Consider the following 16,899-nt stretch of genomic DNA (forward strand, 5'->3'; position numbering starts at 1 on the left):
CTTCTAGCGGGCGTTTGCGCTGCCCCTCATCCGCCTGCCGGCACCTTCTCCCCGTACAGTGACGGGGAGAAGGGAAGCACTCCAAGGCCGGTGACCCCCCTCTCCCCGCTTCTTCACGGGGAGAGGGCAAGGTGAGGGGCGGCGCTGCACTCTCAGGCGAAGCGCGGAATCACCTTCCGCCGATGACGCCGATATAGTCCGACACCCAGCGGTAGTACGGCACGCATTGGTCGTTCTGGGTGGCGCATTTCGACACCGGGGTCTTCCAGAACTTGATCTTGTCGAAGTTCTCGTAGCCGTTGGTCTTGCAGCCCTCGTCGGTCAAAAGCTCATTGCCCTTGCAGGCGGCGGGCACCACGGGCAGCGAACCGAACCAGGCCGAGACGTCGCCCTGCACCTTGGGCGACAGCGAATGTTCCATCCACATATAGGCGCAGTTGGGGTTGGCCGAATCGGCTTCCATCATCGTGGTGTCGGCCCAACCGGTCGCACCCTCCTCCGGAATGGTGGACGCTATCGGCTTCTTGGCGGCGACCAGCGTGTTGACCTGGAAAGGCCACGAGCCGGAAGCGACGACGCCCTCGTTCTGGAAATCGTCGACCTGAATGGCGGCGTCATGCCAGTAGCGGCCGACCAGCGTGCGCTGGACGCGCAGCAGGTCGAGTGCCGCCTTGTACTGGTCCTCGTTCAATTCGTAGGGATCCTTGATGCCGAGTTCCGGCTTGTGGAACATCAGATAGTTGGCGGCGTCCGCGACGTGGATCGGCCCGTCATAGGCCTGGACGCGGCCCTTGTTGGACTTGCCGTCCGGCAGCTTCATTTCCTCGAAGACGACATTCCAGCTCTTGGGAGCTTCCTTGAACACGTCGGTGTTGTACATCAGGACGTTCGGACCCCACTGGTAGGGAACGCCGTAATGGGCGCCGCCAACGGTGAACCACGGCGCGTCCTTGAGGCGCTCGTCGACCGTTTTCCAGCTCGGGATGAGATCGGTGTTGATCGGCTGCACGCGCTTGCCGGCAACGAGGCGCAGCGAAGCATCGCCCGAAGCCGTGACGAGGTCGAAACCGCCCTCATTCATCAGCGAGACCATCTCGTCGGAGGTGTTGGCGGTCTTGACGTTGACCTTGCAGCCGGTCTCCTTCTCGAAGGAGGTCACCCAGTCATAGCCCTTGTCGGTTTCGCCGCGCTCGATGTAGCCCGGCCAGGCAACGATATTGACCTGGCCCTCGCCCTTGCCAAGTTCCTTGACCTGGGCGACGGCTTGACCGGAGAAGGTCAGCGCGACCGTCAGAGCAGTGCACGACTTCAGGAATGAATTCATTGTCGATCTCCCATTTAGGCGCCTGGCCCCGAAGGCCGGTTTCGGTCTTCGCTAGGGGTCACGCGCGGACTGAAAACTGTCAGTTCGTCCGTTGGGCTTGATGCCGCTCTGATGGCGGCTTTGGTCCCTGAACCGGAAAGTGCTTTGAAAATTCCGGTTTCGCAAATTCATTTATCAGAAGGGCGATATCGGTTTTTCCGATAGGTTGGCAGCCGATCTCTCAGGGACGCTGGCGAACCGTCCGTTGCGACTGGGCAAGACCGATGAAATCGCGCGCGGCCTGCGGCAGACCGGAGCCGCGCCGCCAGACCATGCCGACCTGGACCACCGGCAAGGAGCCGGAAATATCGCGCGATTCGATGCGGTCGCCTTCCAGCGACCAGGGCCGGTAGACGAGGTCGGGCAGCAGCGCCACACCGGCGCCGGTGGCGACCAGACTGCGCACGGCTTCCACGGAACGGGTGCGGAAGGCGACATGCGGCTTGGCGCCGATTGCCGTCAGCAGCTTGCCGGTATTCTCCTCGATCTCGTCGACGGTCAGCATGATCAGCGTTTCGGAGGCAATGTCGCCAATGCTGATAATGTCGGCGCCGACGAGCGGATGACCGAGCGGCAGCCACAGCCGATAGGCCGAGACTTCGAGGATTTCCGACTGCAACGCGGTGCGGTCGCGCAAATTGGAGGTGACCATGACGGCAATGTCGAGCTTGCCGCCAATCAGGAGGTGTTCGAGATAATCGCCATTGTCCTCGATGGCAGAGACCTCGACGCCGGGATAGGCGCGACGGTAGCGGGCGAGCAGATCCGACAGCACATAACCGGCAACCAGCGAGGTGACGCCGAGCTGCAGCCGGCCGGCCGCCACCGCCTGCTCGCCGGAGAAAGAGCGGCGCGCGTCGGAAACGTCCGCGAGGATTTTCGTCGCGTGGCGCAGGAACTGGTGGCCCTTGTGGGTGATGTTGAGGCCACGCGGATGGCGTTCGAACAGTTCGACGCCGAGATCGCTTTCGAGCTCCTTGATCGCTTCGGTGACCGACGACTGCGAGATTGACAGGTTCTGCGCGGCGCCCGAAACCGTGCCTTGCTCGGCGACGGCGATGAAGAACTGCAACTGGCGGATGGTGAAAGCCATGGCCGGACTAAACACGGCGGACGCGATGCTGGGAAGTGGCAACCGGCGAACACTTGACGGCTTCGCCAATCGTAACTAACTAAGTTACATGAAACGCAACAGCCGACTGTCCTCGACCTTGCACATTCTCGTCCACATGGCCGAGAAGCCCGAACAGGCGCTGACCTCCGAGCAGCTTGCCACCTTCATCCACACCAATCCGGTTGTGGTCCGCCGCACCATCGCAGGCTTGCGCGATGCCGGCATCGTCACCTCGTCGCGCGGGCACGGTGGCGGCTGGCTGCTCGGGCGGGCGCCCGAGAAAATATCCCTGGCCGAGATCAGCGTCGCCCTTGGCGAGACGCTGCTGCCGTTCAGCACAGAGCCGGAAAGCCCCGGCTGCCTCGTCGAGCAGGCGGTGATCGCCGTCCTCGACGATTTTCGCATCGCCGCCGAAAGGCTGCTGGCGGAGAAGCTGAGCCGCATCACGCTGGCCGACCTGACCGCCGATTTCCGCCGCCGTTTTGATCTCATTGGAGTCTCCAGCCATGCAGTATGATCTTGCCGTCATCGGCGGCAGCTTTGCCGGCCTGTCCGCCGCCATCCAGGTGGCGCGGGCAGGACGCAAAGTGCTGGTGATCGACGCCGGCCAGCCGCGCAACCGCTTTGCCGAGCATTCGCACGGCTTCCTCGGACATGACGGGCGCGCGCCTGGCGCAATCCTGGCTGACGCAAGGCGGCAGCTGCTGGCCTACCCGACAGCCAGGGTTGTCGACGGGCGCGCCGACAAGGCCGTTGCCGCCGGCAGCAGCGATTTCGAAATCACCACCGATGGCGACGAGACATTCGGTGCCGCACGATTGGTGCTGGCCACCGGGGTGCGCGATATCCTGCCGGAGGTTGCCGGGCTTGCCGAGCTCTGGGGCAGGAGCGTGCTGCACTGCCCCTATTGCCACGGCTACGAGGTTTCCGGCGGGCCGCTCGGCGTGCTCGCAACCGGCCCGATGTCCCTGCATCAGGCACAGCTGATCGCCGATTGGGGTGATGTCACACTGTTCGGCAATGGTCTGTTCGAACCCGACACAGATCAGATGCGCGCGTTGGAGAGCCGAAAGGTGCGGTTTGAGCCCACCAGCGTTGCCGAGCTAAGGGAAGACGGCTCCGGCGGGTTGATCGTCCACCTCGACGATAGCCGAAAGGCCGGCGTCAGGGCGATGTTCACCGCGCCGCGCAACATCATGGCCAGCCCGCTGGCCGAACAGCTCGGCTGCGGCTTCACCGAAGGCCTCCTCGGCCCGGTGATATCAGTCGATGACAGGCAGCAGACGACCGTGCCCGGCGTCTACGCCGCCGGCGACGCGGCACGTTCGATGCACAATATTGCCTTTGCGGTATCGGGTGGCACCTTTGCGGGCGTCTGCGCCCACCAGTCGCTTGTGTTCGGCTAGAACCCGGCTTCCTCGCCGGCGATGCTGAGCCGCGCGCCGGCCTGGGCCAGGGCGGCAGCCAGGTCGTGCGGCGGCGAGCGGTCGGTGGCGAGTTCGGAAAAGCTGTCGAAGCCGCAGACCTGGACCAGACCAAGACGGCCGAATTTCGAGTGATCGGTGATGACGAGGGACCGCTGGCCGCGCGACAGCACCATGCGGGCGAACTCGGCCTCATCCAGATCAAAATCCATGACGCCCATCACCGCGTCGACGCCGCCGGTGGAAATGATGGCGTGGCTGACCGAAAAACGACTGACAAAATCAATCGCCGAGGCACCGAAAGCAGCGCCGGAATCGCTGCGCAGCTCGCCGCCCGCCATATAGACCTTGTTGCCGTTGATGGTGGCCAGGGTGCGGGCAATATCCGAGGAATTGGTGACGACCGTCAGGCGCCGGTGGCCGAGCAGTTCACGCGCAAGGAACGAGGTCGTCGTGCCGGTGTCGAGCATGATCGATTCGCCGTCGCGTATGGTGGCGGCGACCATGCGGGCAATGACGCGCTTGGCGTCGGCGTTCTCACGCATACGCCGCTCGAACGGCGCTTCGCCGATCATCGACGGCAGGCCGATGGCGCCATGCATCTTGAGGACAGAGCCATCACCAGTCAGTGGCTTGACGTCGCGGCGCACCGTCTCGAGCGACACGCCCAGCCGGTCGGCCAGACTGGCGATGGTGACGGTGCCCTCTTCCTGCAGGAGCCGCAGGATCTCGCCGTGTCGTTTGGACTGGGCCATCTGGTTTCCCGAACTGATGCTCCTGACCGATTTTAAGGTAATTCAAGTGCTTTTAAAGGAACTACCTTACGCTTTCGGGCAAAATACCCAAAAAAAGTCACACCTTTTTATTGACAAGCGGGCAGCCCTGGCGTGAAATCGAAGACATCAACAGGCTTCAGATCTGCGACTGGGGGCAGTGCCGCAACTCAGCGATCAGGCCGTTTGGAAACGTGCCTGTTCAAGGAATTTTCAGATCCGCGGGGGCGGATGCCGGGCTCAAAAACCTGGCCAAGGGGCTCGTCGGTGCGGTGCGGGATACCGATCCTGGCGTCCCGCACCGACGAGATCATTTACGTTTCTCCCGCCATCGTTGCGCTGTTCACGGCGCCTTGTCGAAGCCCAGCAAACCAGGGATGTTCCGTGACCGCCGAAGATCGCATCCGCGCCCTGCCCTGCTGGACCGGTAGCATCGAGATCGCACCGCTGCCCGGCGGCCTGAGCAACGCGAATTATGTGGTCACGGACGCGGCCGGACGACATGTCGTGCGCTTCGGCAAGGACTATCCGTTCCACCATGTCTTTCGCGAGCGCGAGGTTATGACCGCGCGGGCGGCGCATGCCGCCGGTTTCGCGCCAGCCGTCCGCCATGCCGAACCAGGCATACTGGTGACGGAATTTCTCGGTGCGAAAACCTATCTGGCGGAAGACGTGCGCGCCAATCTCGGCCGGGTCGCGGCCCTGATGCGCGCCTTCCACCGGGAGATGCCCAATCACGTCTCGGGCGCCGGCTTCATGTTCTGGGTGTTCCATGTCATTCGCGACTATGCGCGCACGCTTGAAGAAGGCGGCAGCCGCAAGCGCAGCGACTTGCCGCGCCTTTTGACACTGGCCGACGAACTGGAGCGCGCGCAGAAACTGCTGCCGATCGTCTTTGGCCACAATGACCTGTTGCCGGCCAATATTCTCGACGACGGCAACAGACTATGGCTGATCGACTTCGAATATGCCGGCTTCAACACGGCGATGTTCGACCTCGCAGGCGCCGCCTCCAATGCCGGCATGAGCGACGAGGAATCCTTTGCCTTCCTGACCGCCTACTTCATGAAGGAACCGGACGAGGCGATCCGCCGTTCGCACGCGGCCATGCAATGCGCCTCGCTGCTGCGCGAGGCGATGTGGAGCATGGTCTCCGAGCTCTATCTCGACGCACCGGGCATCGACTACGTCGCCTACACCGAGGAAAACCTCGCCCGGCTCGACGCGGCACTGGAAAACTACCGGACAAAATACGGGATACAGAAATCATGACATTGCCGAGCCAGGCCGCCATCGTCGTCATCGGCGGCGGCATCATCGGCTGTTCGACGGCCTATCATCTGGCGCGCGACCACAAGGCTGACGTGGTGCTGCTGGAGCAGGGCAAGCTGACCTCGGGTTCGACCTGGCATGCCGCCGGCCTTGTCGGGCAATTGCGCTCGTCGGCGTCTATCACCCGCGTGCTGAAATACTCCGTCGACCTCTACAAGGGACTGGAGGCCGAGACCGGTCTCGCCACCGGCTGGAAGATGACCGGTTGCCTCAGGCTCGCCACCAACGCCGACCGCTGGACCGAGTACAAAAGGCTGGCGACGACAGCAAAAAGCTTCGGCATGGACATGCAATTGCTGTCGCCGGACGAGGTGAAAAGGATGTGGCCGCTGCTGGAGACCGGCGATCTCGTCGGCGCCTCCTGGCTGCCGACTGACGGCCAGGCGAGCCCCTCCGACATCACGCAGTCGCTGGCCAAGGGCGCGCGCATGCATGGCGCCAAACTGTTCGAGGATGTTCGCGTCACCGGCTTCGAGATGAAGGACGGCCGCATCGCGGCGGTGAAGACCAGCAGGGGCGACATCGCCTGCGACAAGGTGGTCAACTGCGCCGGCCAATGGGCGCGGCAAGTGGGGGCCATGGCCGGCATCAACGTGCCGCTTCAGCCGGTGAAGCACCAGTACATCATCACCGAGAAGATCGACGGGCTGGCGACCGACGCGCCGACCATCCGCGACCCTGACCGACGCACCTATTTCAAGGAGGAAGTCGGCGGGCTGGTGATGGGCGGCTATGAGCCTAACCCGCAGGCCTGGGCGACTGGTCTCCCCGGCGACGACGTTCCCAATGATTGGGAATTCAGGCTGTTCGACGACGACTACGACCATTTCGAGCAGCACATGAGCCAAGCGATCGCGCGTGTGCCGGCGCTGGAAACCGTCGGCGTCAAGCAGATGATCAACGGGCCGGAGAGTTTTACGCCGGACGGCAATTTCATTCTCGGCACAGCGCCCGAATGCGCCAACATGTTCGTCGGCGCCGGCTTCAACGCCTTCGGCATCGCCTCGGGCGGCGGCGCCGGCTGGGTGCTGGCGCAGTGGGTGGTCGATGGCGAAGCACCGCTCGACCTGTGGGTGGTCGACATCAGGCGCTTTTCCAACCTGCACCGCGACCGGCAGTGGGTCTGCGACCGCACGCTGGAGGCCTATGGCAAACACTATACGATCGGCTTTCCGCATGAAGAGTATGCCAGCGGGAGGCCGCGCATCGTCTCGCCGCTGTACGAGCGGCTGAAACAGCAGCGCGCCGTATTCGGCTCGAAGCTCGGATGGGAGCGGCCGAACTGGTTCGCACCGCTAGGCGTCGAGCCGCAGGACATCTATTCGATGGGCCGGCAGAACTGGTTCGCGGCGGTCGGCGACGAACACCGGCATGTGCGGGATAAGGTCGGCATCTTCGATCAATCGTCTTTCGCCAAATACGAGCTGACCGGGCCAGATGCGTTGAAGGCGCTGGACTGGATCTGCGCCAACGACGTCAGCAAGCCGGTCGGCCGGCTGACCTATACGCAGCTTCTCAACACGCGCGGCGGCATCGAGGCCGATCTGACGGTGGCGCGGCTGGCCGAAGAGAAGTTCTATATCGTCACCGGCACCGGTTTCCGCACGCATGATTCCTCATGGATCAGCGATCATATCGGCGAAGGGCTCGACGCCAGGCTTGTCGACGTCACCGAGGATTTCGGCACGCTGTCGCTGATGGGTCCTCGGGCGCGCGACGTGCTCTCGGTGGCGACCGGAGCCGACGTGTCGAATGCCGGCTTCCCGTTCGGCCATGTGCGCGAGATTGCCATCGCCGGCCACACGGTTCGGGCACTGCGCGTCACCTATGTCGGCGAACTCGGCTGGGAACTGCATGTGCCGATCGCGGCCACCGGCGAAGTCTTCGACGCACTGATGGCGGCAGGCGAGAAGCATGACATCCGACCGGTCGGCTATCGGGCGCTGGAATCGCTAAGGCTGGAAAAAGGCTATCGCGCCTGGGGATCCGACATCACCCCCAACGACACGCCACAGGAAGCCGGGCTCGGTTGGGCGGTCAAGCTGCGCAAGAACACCGATTTCGTTGGACGGCGCGCGCTGGAAAAGACCAGCGGCGCGGCACTGAAGAAACGCTTTGCCGGCTTCACGGTCGAAGACCCCGAGATCGTGCTGCTCGGCCGCGAAACCATCCTGCGCAATGGCGAGCCGGTCGGTTATCTCAGCAGCGGCGGTTACGGCTACACGCTGGGCAGGAACATCGGCTACGGCTATGTGCGCAACGTCGACGGGGTGAGCGACGACTTTCTCGTCTCCGGCGGCTATGAACTGGTGGTTGCGATGGAGAGGACACCGGCCAATATCCACCTCGAGCCGATGTATGATCCGGCAGGCGCCAGGGTCAAAGCGTAGGTCAAATAACGCGCAAAGCGAGGCCGCGGCTTGGCACGGTGTCGGCTTCGCCCGGCATGGAGACGTAAGGACGCGTTTCCTCAACGCGGGTGACGAGGCCTTGCGCCTCGATCTCGCCGACACGCGTGGCAAAGCCGGCATCCCACAGCGTGTTCTTGACCGTCAGCACGATCACGCCGCCCGGGCGGCAGATGCGGATTAGCTCGTCCAGCCCCGCGACGCCGACATGGCCCGAGGTGAAGACGCCGGCCGAGATGATCCCGGCATAGGCATCATCGGCAAAGGGCAGATGACCGCCGAGCGCAAGGCAGTGGAGCGCGGAATAGACGCCCTTGCGGGCCGCCTGATCCAGCATGCCTTGTGAAATATCGAGTGCCTCGACTTGCGGGTAACCAGCAATATCAAGCCATTCGCCGATGAGCCCGGTGCCGGCCCCGGCATCGAGCAGCGGTGCTGAACCGCGCGGCAGATGGCGGGCCAGCAACGCAAGGCAGATCGTTGGATGGCGATAGCCGGCGGCCGACATGTCGGCGTCATAGGTTTCCGACCAGCGGTCATAGAGTGCGGCCACCTCTTCGGGCCGCTTTGCCGCGTAGGCCGCGCCGAGCGCGCCCTGATGTTTGCTGTCCGCCACTTTTATCCAGTCCGCCAATTTTTGATCTCGCAGTGATGATAGCCAAAGCGCGAAAATTGTGGAACCGTCGCTGCGACAAATAACAGCGTGGGGGCGCAGGCATGGTGACAGACGAGGCGCGTGCCGCACTGGACGCCATTCCCATGCTGGCCGGCTACAGCGGGCCGCTGGAACGGCTGGGCGGCCTCACCAATCTCGTCTTCAAGGCCGGCGACTTCTGCCTGCGCATTCCCGGCAAGGGCACCGAGGAATACATCAACCGGGCCAACGAAGCGGTGGCCGCGCGCGAAGCTGCAAAGGCAGGGGTCAGTCCCGAGGTGCTGCATGTCGACCCCGGTACCGGGGTGATGGTGACACGCTACATCGCCGGCGCCGAAACGATGTCGCCGGAGAAATTCCGGACACGTCCGGGCAGTCCGGCACGCGCCGGCGAAGCCTTTCGCAAGCTGCACGATTCAGGCGCGGTGTTTCCCTTCCGCTTCGAATTGTTCGCGATGATCGACGATTACCTCAAGGTGCTGTCCACCAAGGAGGTCGCCCTGCCCGCCGGTTATCATGACGTGGTGCGAGACGCCGAGAGCGTCCGCTCGGCGCTGGCCGCCCATCCGCTGCCGATCGTCGCCTGCCACTGCGATCCGCTGTGCGAGAACTTTCTCGATACTGGCGAGCGGATGTGGATCGTCGACTGGGAATATTCGGGCATGAACGATCCGCTCTGGGACCTTGGCGACCTCAGCGTGGAGGGCAAGTTCGACGCCGCCCAGGACGAAGAGATGATACGCGCTTATTTCGGCGGCGAGGCGAGGCCGGCGGAGCGCGGCCGCATCGTCATCTACAAGGCAATGTGCGACCTGTTGTGGACCTTGTGGGGGCTGATCCAGCTCGCCAACAACAACCCGGTCGATGATTTTCGCGCTTATGCGGATGGCCGTTTCGCTCGCTGCAAGGCGTTGATGGAGACGCCGGAGTTTTCGCGGCATCTGGCAGCAATACACCGGGACTGAGCCTGGACTAACTCACGCCCTTCGGCACGTTTTCGGGCGGCACAGTGATCTCGACCACTTTCTGGCGATGGAAGATGAACAGGCCGGCGAGAACAACGATGGCCGAGCCGATCAGGATGCGCGGACCGGGAACGTCGCCGAAGAACACCAGGCCGAACACCACCGCCCACAGCAGCAGTGTGTAGTGCAGCGGCGCCAATGTCGAAGCCGGCGCCAGCTTGAGCGCCCTGGTGATCATCAGGTGGGCGCCGCAGGAGACGATACCGAGCAGCAGCATGGCGCCGAGATCGAGTGCCGACGGCGTCTGCCAGGCGCCGATGGTCAGCACACCGCCGACCAGCAGCGTGCCGATGGTTTGCCATGTCACCAGATTGGTGTCGCTGGTGCCACGCAGGCGGCGGTTGAGGATGATGGCGAAGGCGAAGGAGATGCTGCCTACCAGCGCAAAACCCGATGACAGCGAGAACGCCGCCGAGGACGGTTTCAGCATGATCAAAACGCCGCAGAAGCCGAGCAGGATCGCCATCCAGCGGCGCCAGCCGACCTTTTCGCCAAGCAGGAGGTGCGAGAGTGCCGCAACGTAGATCGGCCCGGCCATGTAGAAACTCATCACATCGGCAAGCGGCAGATAGACCACGGCGGCATAGAATAGCGCGGTGTCGAGCGTGGTCATCACCACCCGCAGCAGCTGCAGCTCCAGGCGTTCCATGCGAAACAGCTTGGCCGGGCCCTGATTGGCGATCATCGGGCCGAGCACGAAGAAGGCGCCGATAGAGCGGATCAGCACCACCTGGCCGACGGAGAAGCTGGCGACCAGCCACTTGCCCATGGCGTCGTTCAGCGCAAACAGGAAGTCGCCGGCCAGCATCAGCAGAATGCCGGCCAGAAGCACATTCCTGATCGTCGAATTCTGCGCCACGGGCTGCGTCATGCCGATCCCGATTCCTCCCTAGTTAGCCGCGTCGTAGACGGAAGCGGCGGCTTTGACGAGGAGAAAACCGGAAATCGGCAAGGCCAGCCTCGGGAATCGGCTGGGTCTGCGCGATTCAGTTCCCTTTTGGCTGCGGCCTGAGAATAATGGGCCGATAGATCACCGGCCTGTCCCAGGGGTCGAAAGCCGGGGTGCGTCTGAGCTCCGCACGCCGCTCCAGATCGATGCGCTGCAGACACTCGGCAAAGGCGTCATTCTTCTTGACGAAGCCGTAGGACCGGCATTTCGCTTCGTCGGCGGCGCGGCGGTCCTCTGCCGTCACCGTCGTGCAGCCGGTGCAAAGCACCGTCAACGCCACCGCCATCACAGTCTTGCGCCACATGGAATCCTCCTCGAATAAAAGTGGAGTCTTTATGTAGACTTATTTCCGGACGGGCGAAGCTCAGACCCTTGATGCAGATGCGGTGTCCTATTGGTCCTGATGCGAATGGTGCCGTCGGTTCACAAGTACCGGCCTTCCGTCGATGGACAGCCTGGTTTCCTGCTTCGTCCGCTCCGCCACCACCTTGCCCCTGGCGATGACGCACAGGCGTTCGGCGCGCAGGCGCAGGGCCTCCACCGGATTGCCGGCATCGAGGACGACCAGGCTGGCGCGCTTGCCGACCGCCAGGCCGAGATGATCGAGGCCCATGATCGCGGCATTGACGTTGGTGACCATGTCGAAGCAGCGCGCCATCTCCGCCGGGCTCGACATCTGAGCGACGTGCAGGCCCATGAAGGCGACATCGAGCATGTCGGCGGTGCCTAGCGAATACCAGGGATCGAGCACGCAATCCTGGCCCCAGCCGACGCGAATGCCGAGCGCCAGCATTTCCTTGACCCGAGTCAGGCCCCGGCGCTTCGGGAAGGTGTCGTGGCGGCCCTGCAGCATGATGTTGATCAGCGGATTGGGAATGACCGAGACGTCGGCCTCGGCGATCAGCGGCAGCAGCTTCGAGACATAGTAATTGTCCATCGAATGCATCGAGGTGAGGTGCGAACCGGCGACCTTGCCCTGCAGACCAAGGCGCTGCGTCTCATACGCAAGCTGTTCGATGTGACGCGACAGCGGATCATCGGTCTCGTCGCAATGCAGGTCGACCATCAGGCCGCGCCTGGCCGCGATCTCGCACAGCTCCGTTACCGAGCGCGTGCCGTCGGCCATGGTGCGCTCGAAATGCGGGATGCCGCCGACAATGTCGACGCCCATGTCGAGCGCGCGAATGGTGTTTTCACGCGCCGATGGAGCGCGATAAAACCCGTCCTGCGGGAAAGCGACCAGTTGCAGGTCGATATAGGGAGCGACCGTCTTCTTGACCTCGAGCAGCGCCTCGACCGCCAGCAGCCTGTCATCGCAGACATCGACATGGGTGCGGATTGCGAGTAGGCCCATCGACACCGCCCAGTCGCAATAGGCCAATGCGCGATCACGCACCGCCTCATGCGTCAAAAGCGGCTTCAACTCGCCCCATAGCGAAATGCCTTCGAGCAGTGTACCCGACGCATTGATGCGCGGAATGCCGTAGGAGAGCGTCGCGTCCATGTGGAAATGCGGATCGACGAAGGGCGGCGAGACCAGGTTGCCGCGGGCGTCGACCTCGGTCCGCGCAGGACCCTGCAGGGTGGGCTCGATCGCCGTGATCGTCTCACCGTTGATGCCGATGTCGGCAACCCTGCCATCAGGCAGTGTGCCGCCGCGAACGATAAGGTCGAAAGCCATCTGTCGTCATCCCGTCAAAAGAATCATCTGATAGTGCCGAGGCTGAAAATCGCATCCCGTCGATGCCGCTTGCAACAGCGGTTTGTCCGCGGCGGCCGCGGATGGTTCCATCCGGCCGCAACTCCCTCTATAAGCCGCCTTCGTTGTCCCGGTTTCAAGGATCCGCCGTTTGTTTCGTTTCTTCCGCTCGACGGAAAACCAGCGCCTCGTTGCGAGGTTGATCCGGGAATCCTTTTATCAGCACAGGTTTGGCTACGGCGCCGCGATCTTGTCGATGCTTGTGGTGGCCGCCACGACCGGCGCCAGCGCCTGGATTCTCAAAGAGATCACCGACGAATTCGTGGTCTTCAAGCGGATTGACCGCGTCAACCTGATTGCGGCGGGGGTCGCCACGATCTTCATTCTCAAGGGTCTCGCCAACTTCATCCAGGCTTATTTCATGAGCCGGGTCGGCAACGCCATCATCGCCGATCGCCAGCGCAAGATCTACGACCGCATCCTGGCGCAAGGCATCGAATTCTACCATTCGACCTCGTCGTCCGACCTGATCACACGCATGACCAACAATGCGCAGGCGGCGCGCAACGTGCTCGACCTCGTTGTCACGTCCTATGTGCGCGACCTGTTGTCGCTGGTTGTCCTGGTAGGAGTCATGGTCTGGCAGCAGCCAGCCTTGTCCATAATCTGCTTCGTCATCGGCCCCTTGGCTATCTACGGGGTCAACCGCATCCTCAAACGTGTTCGCAAGTTCGCCGCGATGGAGTTTCGCTCGGTCGGCCAGATCGTGCAGGTGATGCAGGAAACGGCAATCGGCGTGCGCGTCGTCAAATCCTTCAACCTCGAAGGCGCAATGCGCAACCGCATGTACAAGGCTGTGTCGGACGTCGAGAACCGGGCCAACAACATCGCGACGCTGGAGGCTGCGACAAGCCCGGTGATGGAGACGCTGGCCGGGCTGGCTATTGCCGGGGCCATCTTCGTCAGCGGCTTCCTGGTCTTGCAGGGCGGCCAGATGCCGGGAAACATCATGGCCTTCATCGGAGCGCTCCTGTTTGCCTATGAGCCGGCAAAGCGCCTTGCGCGCGTGCGCATATCGCTGGAAAGCGGTATTGTCGGCGTGCGCATGATGTTCGAGCTCGCCGACCAGCCGCTGACTCTGGTCGAGAAGCCCGACGCGAAGCCGCTTCTGGCCGGACCGGGCGAGATCCAGTTTGACGCCGTCGACTTCGCTTATCAGAATGGGCCGCCGGTGCTGGACAGGTTCGATCTGACGCTTGCGCCCGGCAAGATGACGGCGCTGGTCGGGCCTTCCGGCGGCGGCAAGTCGACCGTTCTGAACTTGATCATGCGCATGTACGACCCGAAGAGCGGCAGGGTGCTGCTCGACGGCCAGGATATTTCCCATGCGACGCTCGCATCGCTGCGGGAAAAGATCGCCTATGTCAGCCAGGATACATTCCTGTTTGCCGGCACCATCATGCACAACATCCGGCTTGGGCGCGAGGGTGCGACCGACGAAGAGGTGATCGCCGCCGCCAAGGCGGCCAACGCCCATGACTTCATCAGCGCACAGGCGAAAGGCTACGAGACGGATGTGGGTGAGAATGGCGGCCTGCTATCGGGCGGCCAACGCCAACGGATCTCGATCGCACGCGCCATGCTGCGCAATGCCGAGATCCTGCTGCTGGACGAAGCGACCAGCGCGCTTGATGCCGAATCGGAAGCGCTGTTCCGCGACGCGCTGCAGCAATTGACGGAAGGCCGCACGACGATCGTCATCGCGCACCGTCTATCGACGGTGCACCAGGCAGACACGATCGTGGTGCTCGAAGCCGGCAAGGTGGTGGAAAGCGGCCCGCACAAGACCTTGCTCAAGCAGGGTGGGCTCTACCAGAAGCTTTATGAGTATCAGTTGATGCCGTAGCACACTCTTCCCTTCTCCCCTTGTGGGAGAAGGTGGATCGGCGCGCAGCGCCGAGACGGATGAGGGGTGTTCCAGCGGAATGAGGCGTTGGTGTTTTCTGGAACACCCCTCATCCGACCTCGCTTCGCGAGGCCACCTTCTCCCACAAGGGGAGAAGGAAGAACTGCTCTATTCCGGCACAAACCTCACCGCGCCCTTGGCCGCGCTGGTCGTCATGGCGGCATAGGCGCGCAAGGCGGTCGTCACCTTGCGCTTGCGCTTTTCCTCGGGCTTCCAGGCCAGGGCGCCCCTGGCCTCCATCGCCGCCCGGCGGGCAGCGAGTTCCGCCTCATCGACAGCCAGGCGGATGCTGCGGTTCGGGATGTCGATCTCGATCGTATCGCCCTCCTGCACCAGCCCGATCAGCCCGCCTTCGGCGGCTTCCGGCGACGCATGGCCGATCGACAGGCCCGACGTGCCTCCGGAGAAGCGGCCGTCGGTGACCAGAGCGCAGGCCTTGCCGAGCCCTTTCGACTTCAGATAGCTGGTCGGATAGAGCATTTCCTGCATGCCTGGGCCGCCGCGCGGCCCTTCATAGCGGATGACGACCACATCGCCGGCCTTGATCTCGTTGGACAGGATCGCCTTGACGCTCGAATCCTGGCTTTCGAAGACGCGGGCCGGGCCGGTGAACTTCAGGATCGATTCATCGACGCCGGCGGTCTTCACGATACAGCCGTCGAGAGCCAGATTGCCTTTCAGCACGGCGAGGCCGCCATCCCTGGAAAAGGGATGTTCGGTCGAGCGGATGACGCCTTTCTCGCGGTCGAGATCGAGTTCGTCCCAGCGGCGGTCCTGGCTGAAAGCGACCTGTGTCGGCACGCCACCAGGGGCGGCGAGGAAGAAATCGCGCACACTCTGGCTGGTCGTGCGGGAAATATCCCAATGGTCGAGCGCTTCGCCCAGCGTTCGCGTGTGCACCGTCGGCAGGTCGCGGTTGAGCAGGCCGGCATTGTCGAGCTGGCCGAGGATGGCCATGATACCGCCGGCGCGGTGCACGTCTTCCATGTGCACGTCGGACTTGGCCGGAGCAACCTTGCACAGCACCGGCACCTTGCGCGACAGCGCGTCGATGTCGTCCTGATCGAAATCGATTTCGCCCTCATGCGCGGCAGCCAGGATGTGCAGCACGGTGTTGGTCGAGCCGCCCATGGCGATGTCGAGCGTCATGGCGTTCTCGAAGGCGCCCTTCGAGGCAATGTTGCGCGGCAGAGCCGTCTCGTCATCCTGTTCGTAATAGCGCTGGGCGAGATCGACGATCAGGTGGCCGGCCTCGACGAACAGCCGTTTGCGGTCGGCATGCGTCGCCAATGTCGAGCCGTTGCCGGGCAGCGACAGGCCAAGCGCCTCGGTCAGGCAGTTCATCGAATTGGCAGTGAACATGCCCGAGCAGGAGCCGCAGGTCGGGCAGGCCGAGCGCTCGATGACCTTGACGTCCTCGTCGGAGACCCTGTCGTCGGCGGCCGCCACCATGGCATCGACCAGGTCGAGCGCCTGCGTCTTGCCGGCGAGCACCACCTTGCCGGCTTCCATCGGACCGCCGGAAACGAAGACGGTCGGGATGTTGAGGCGCAACGATGCCATCAGCATGCCGGGCGTGATCTTGTCGCAATTGGAGATGCAGACCATGGCGTCGGCACAGTGAGCATTGACCATGTATTCGACGGAATCGGCGATCAGCTCGCGCGACGGCAGCGAATAGAGCATGCCGTCATGGCCCATCGCGATGCCGTCGTCGACGGCGATGGTGTTGAATTCCTTGGCGACGCCGCCGGCCTTCTCGATCTCGCGCGCGACCAACTGGCCGAGATCCTTCAGATGGACATGGCCCGGCACGAACTGGGTGAAGGAGTTGACCACCGCGATGATCGGCTTGCCGAAATCCGAGTCCTTCATGCCGGTGGCGCGCCAGAGGCCGCGTGCGCCGGCCATGTTGCGGCCATGGGTGGTGGTGCGGGAGCGATAGGCAGGCATGTTTTTTCCTTGGTGGCTGGCCACAGCCAGGCATGGCGCGGCGGAGCTGAATTCGGACCGCAGGCGTTATAGACGCGCAAGCCCGGTCTGGCCACAATTTTGCAATGCGCCAGATTCTCTCAAAAAAATGCGTGGCACTGTCGGATGGCGCACTGCATGCCCGTCCTTGGGCAGACGACATGGAAATGGCACCGCGTTCGGAGTCAGCCGTTTCGCCGTAACGCAACCAAACAACCCG

14 protein-coding genes are annotated in these 16,899 nt (G+C 63.2%); 6 read left to right on the forward strand and 8 right to left on the reverse strand.

The window, feature by feature from the left end:
- Positions 1-169: 169 nt before the first annotated feature.
- Together NP503_RS26490 and NP503_RS26495 are read right to left on the reverse strand one after the other, a co-directional pair.
- Entirely contained in the window at positions 170-1,324 is a 1,155-nt protein-coding gene (locus NP503_RS26490; protein ID WP_127267885.1) for an ABC transporter substrate-binding protein, read from the reverse strand.
- 220 nt (positions 1,325-1,544) lie between these two features.
- The gene (locus tag NP503_RS26495; protein ID WP_013528025.1) at positions 1,545-2,456 is read right to left on the reverse strand and encodes a LysR substrate-binding domain-containing protein; all 912 of its coding nucleotides are present in this window, start codon (positions 2,454-2,456) and stop codon (positions 1,545-1,547) included.
- Positions 2,457-2,544: 88 nt separating this feature from the next.
- Between NP503_RS26495 and NP503_RS26500 the strand changes: the two genes are divergently transcribed.
- Together NP503_RS26500 and NP503_RS26505 are read left to right on the forward strand one after the other, a co-directional pair.
- Positions 2,545-2,994 (forward strand): Rrf2 family transcriptional regulator, encoded by a 450-nt coding sequence (locus NP503_RS26500; protein WP_024503367.1) that lies wholly within the window; start codon positions 2,545-2,547, stop codon positions 2,992-2,994.
- Positions 2,984-3,883: an NAD(P)/FAD-dependent oxidoreductase gene (locus NP503_RS26505; protein WP_127267467.1), complete on the forward strand. Its 900-nt coding sequence runs from the start codon at positions 2,984-2,986 to the stop codon at positions 3,881-3,883. The genes NP503_RS26500 and NP503_RS26505 overlap by 11 nt, the downstream gene beginning before the upstream one ends.
- On the opposite strand, the gene NP503_RS26510 is transcribed toward NP503_RS26505, so the two are convergent.
- Positions 3,880-4,656 carry a DeoR/GlpR family DNA-binding transcription regulator gene (locus tag NP503_RS26510; protein ID WP_027039687.1) on the reverse strand — a complete coding sequence of 259 codons (777 nt, stop codon included), beginning with the start codon at positions 4,654-4,656 and terminating at the stop codon, positions 3,880-3,882. The genes NP503_RS26505 and NP503_RS26510 overlap by 4 nt on opposite strands.
- Positions 4,657-5,058: 402 nt before the next feature.
- Here NP503_RS26510 and NP503_RS26515 point away from each other — a divergent pair, with 402 nt between their 5' ends.
- Both NP503_RS26515 and NP503_RS26520 read left to right on the forward strand, forming a co-directional pair.
- Complete coding sequence (locus NP503_RS26515; RefSeq protein WP_127267468.1) at positions 5,059-5,946, forward strand: phosphotransferase family protein; 888 nt, start codon at positions 5,059-5,061, stop codon at positions 5,944-5,946.
- Complete coding sequence (locus tag NP503_RS26520; RefSeq protein ID WP_127267469.1) at positions 5,943-8,396, forward strand: FAD-dependent oxidoreductase; 2,454 nt, start codon at positions 5,943-5,945, stop codon at positions 8,394-8,396. The genes NP503_RS26515 and NP503_RS26520 overlap by 4 nt, the downstream gene beginning before the upstream one ends.
- Position 8,397: 1 nt before the next feature.
- On the opposite strand, the gene NP503_RS26525 is transcribed toward NP503_RS26520, so the two are convergent.
- Positions 8,398-9,030: a class I SAM-dependent methyltransferase gene (locus tag NP503_RS26525; protein ID WP_164748694.1), complete on the reverse strand. Its 633-nt coding sequence runs from the start codon at positions 9,028-9,030 to the stop codon at positions 8,398-8,400.
- Between the two features lie 101 nt (positions 9,031-9,131).
- On the opposite strand from NP503_RS26525, the gene NP503_RS26530 reads away from it, so the two are divergent.
- Entirely contained in the window at positions 9,132-10,034 is a 903-nt protein-coding gene (locus NP503_RS26530; protein ID WP_127267471.1) for a phosphotransferase family protein, read from the forward strand.
- 7 nt (positions 10,035-10,041) lie between these two features.
- On the opposite strand, the gene NP503_RS26535 is transcribed toward NP503_RS26530, so the two are convergent.
- The 3 genes from NP503_RS26535 to NP503_RS26545 form a co-directional block, all read right to left on the reverse strand.
- Positions 10,042-10,965 carry a DMT family transporter gene (locus NP503_RS26535; protein WP_127267472.1) on the reverse strand — a complete coding sequence of 308 codons (924 nt, stop codon included), beginning with the start codon at positions 10,963-10,965 and terminating at the stop codon, positions 10,042-10,044.
- A 115-nt stretch (positions 10,966-11,080) separates the two neighbouring features.
- Positions 11,081-11,347 (reverse strand): hypothetical protein, encoded by a 267-nt coding sequence (locus tag NP503_RS26540; RefSeq protein WP_127267473.1) that lies wholly within the window; start codon positions 11,345-11,347, stop codon positions 11,081-11,083.
- A gap of 87 nt (positions 11,348-11,434) precedes the next feature.
- Positions 11,435-12,724 (reverse strand): amidohydrolase family protein, encoded by a 1,290-nt coding sequence (locus NP503_RS26545; protein WP_127267474.1) that lies wholly within the window; start codon positions 12,722-12,724, stop codon positions 11,435-11,437.
- A gap of 169 nt (positions 12,725-12,893) precedes the next feature.
- Here NP503_RS26545 and NP503_RS26550 point away from each other — a divergent pair, with 169 nt between their 5' ends.
- The gene (locus NP503_RS26550; protein ID WP_127270800.1) at positions 12,894-14,648 is read left to right on the forward strand and encodes an ABC transporter ATP-binding protein; all 1,755 of its coding nucleotides are present in this window, start codon (positions 12,894-12,896) and stop codon (positions 14,646-14,648) included.
- 168 nt (positions 14,649-14,816) lie between these two features.
- Here the strand turns inward: NP503_RS26550 and ilvD are convergent, their stop codons facing one another.
- On the reverse strand, positions 14,817-16,661 hold the full coding sequence (gene ilvD, locus NP503_RS26555) for a dihydroxy-acid dehydratase (RefSeq protein ID WP_127266619.1): 1,845 nt from the start codon (positions 16,659-16,661) through the stop codon (positions 14,817-14,819).
- Positions 16,662-16,899: the final 238 nt, after the last annotated feature.

This window comes from Mesorhizobium sp. SEMIA396 (assembly GCF_024518615.1).
Classification (GTDB): Bacteria; Pseudomonadota; Alphaproteobacteria; order Rhizobiales; family Rhizobiaceae; genus Mesorhizobium.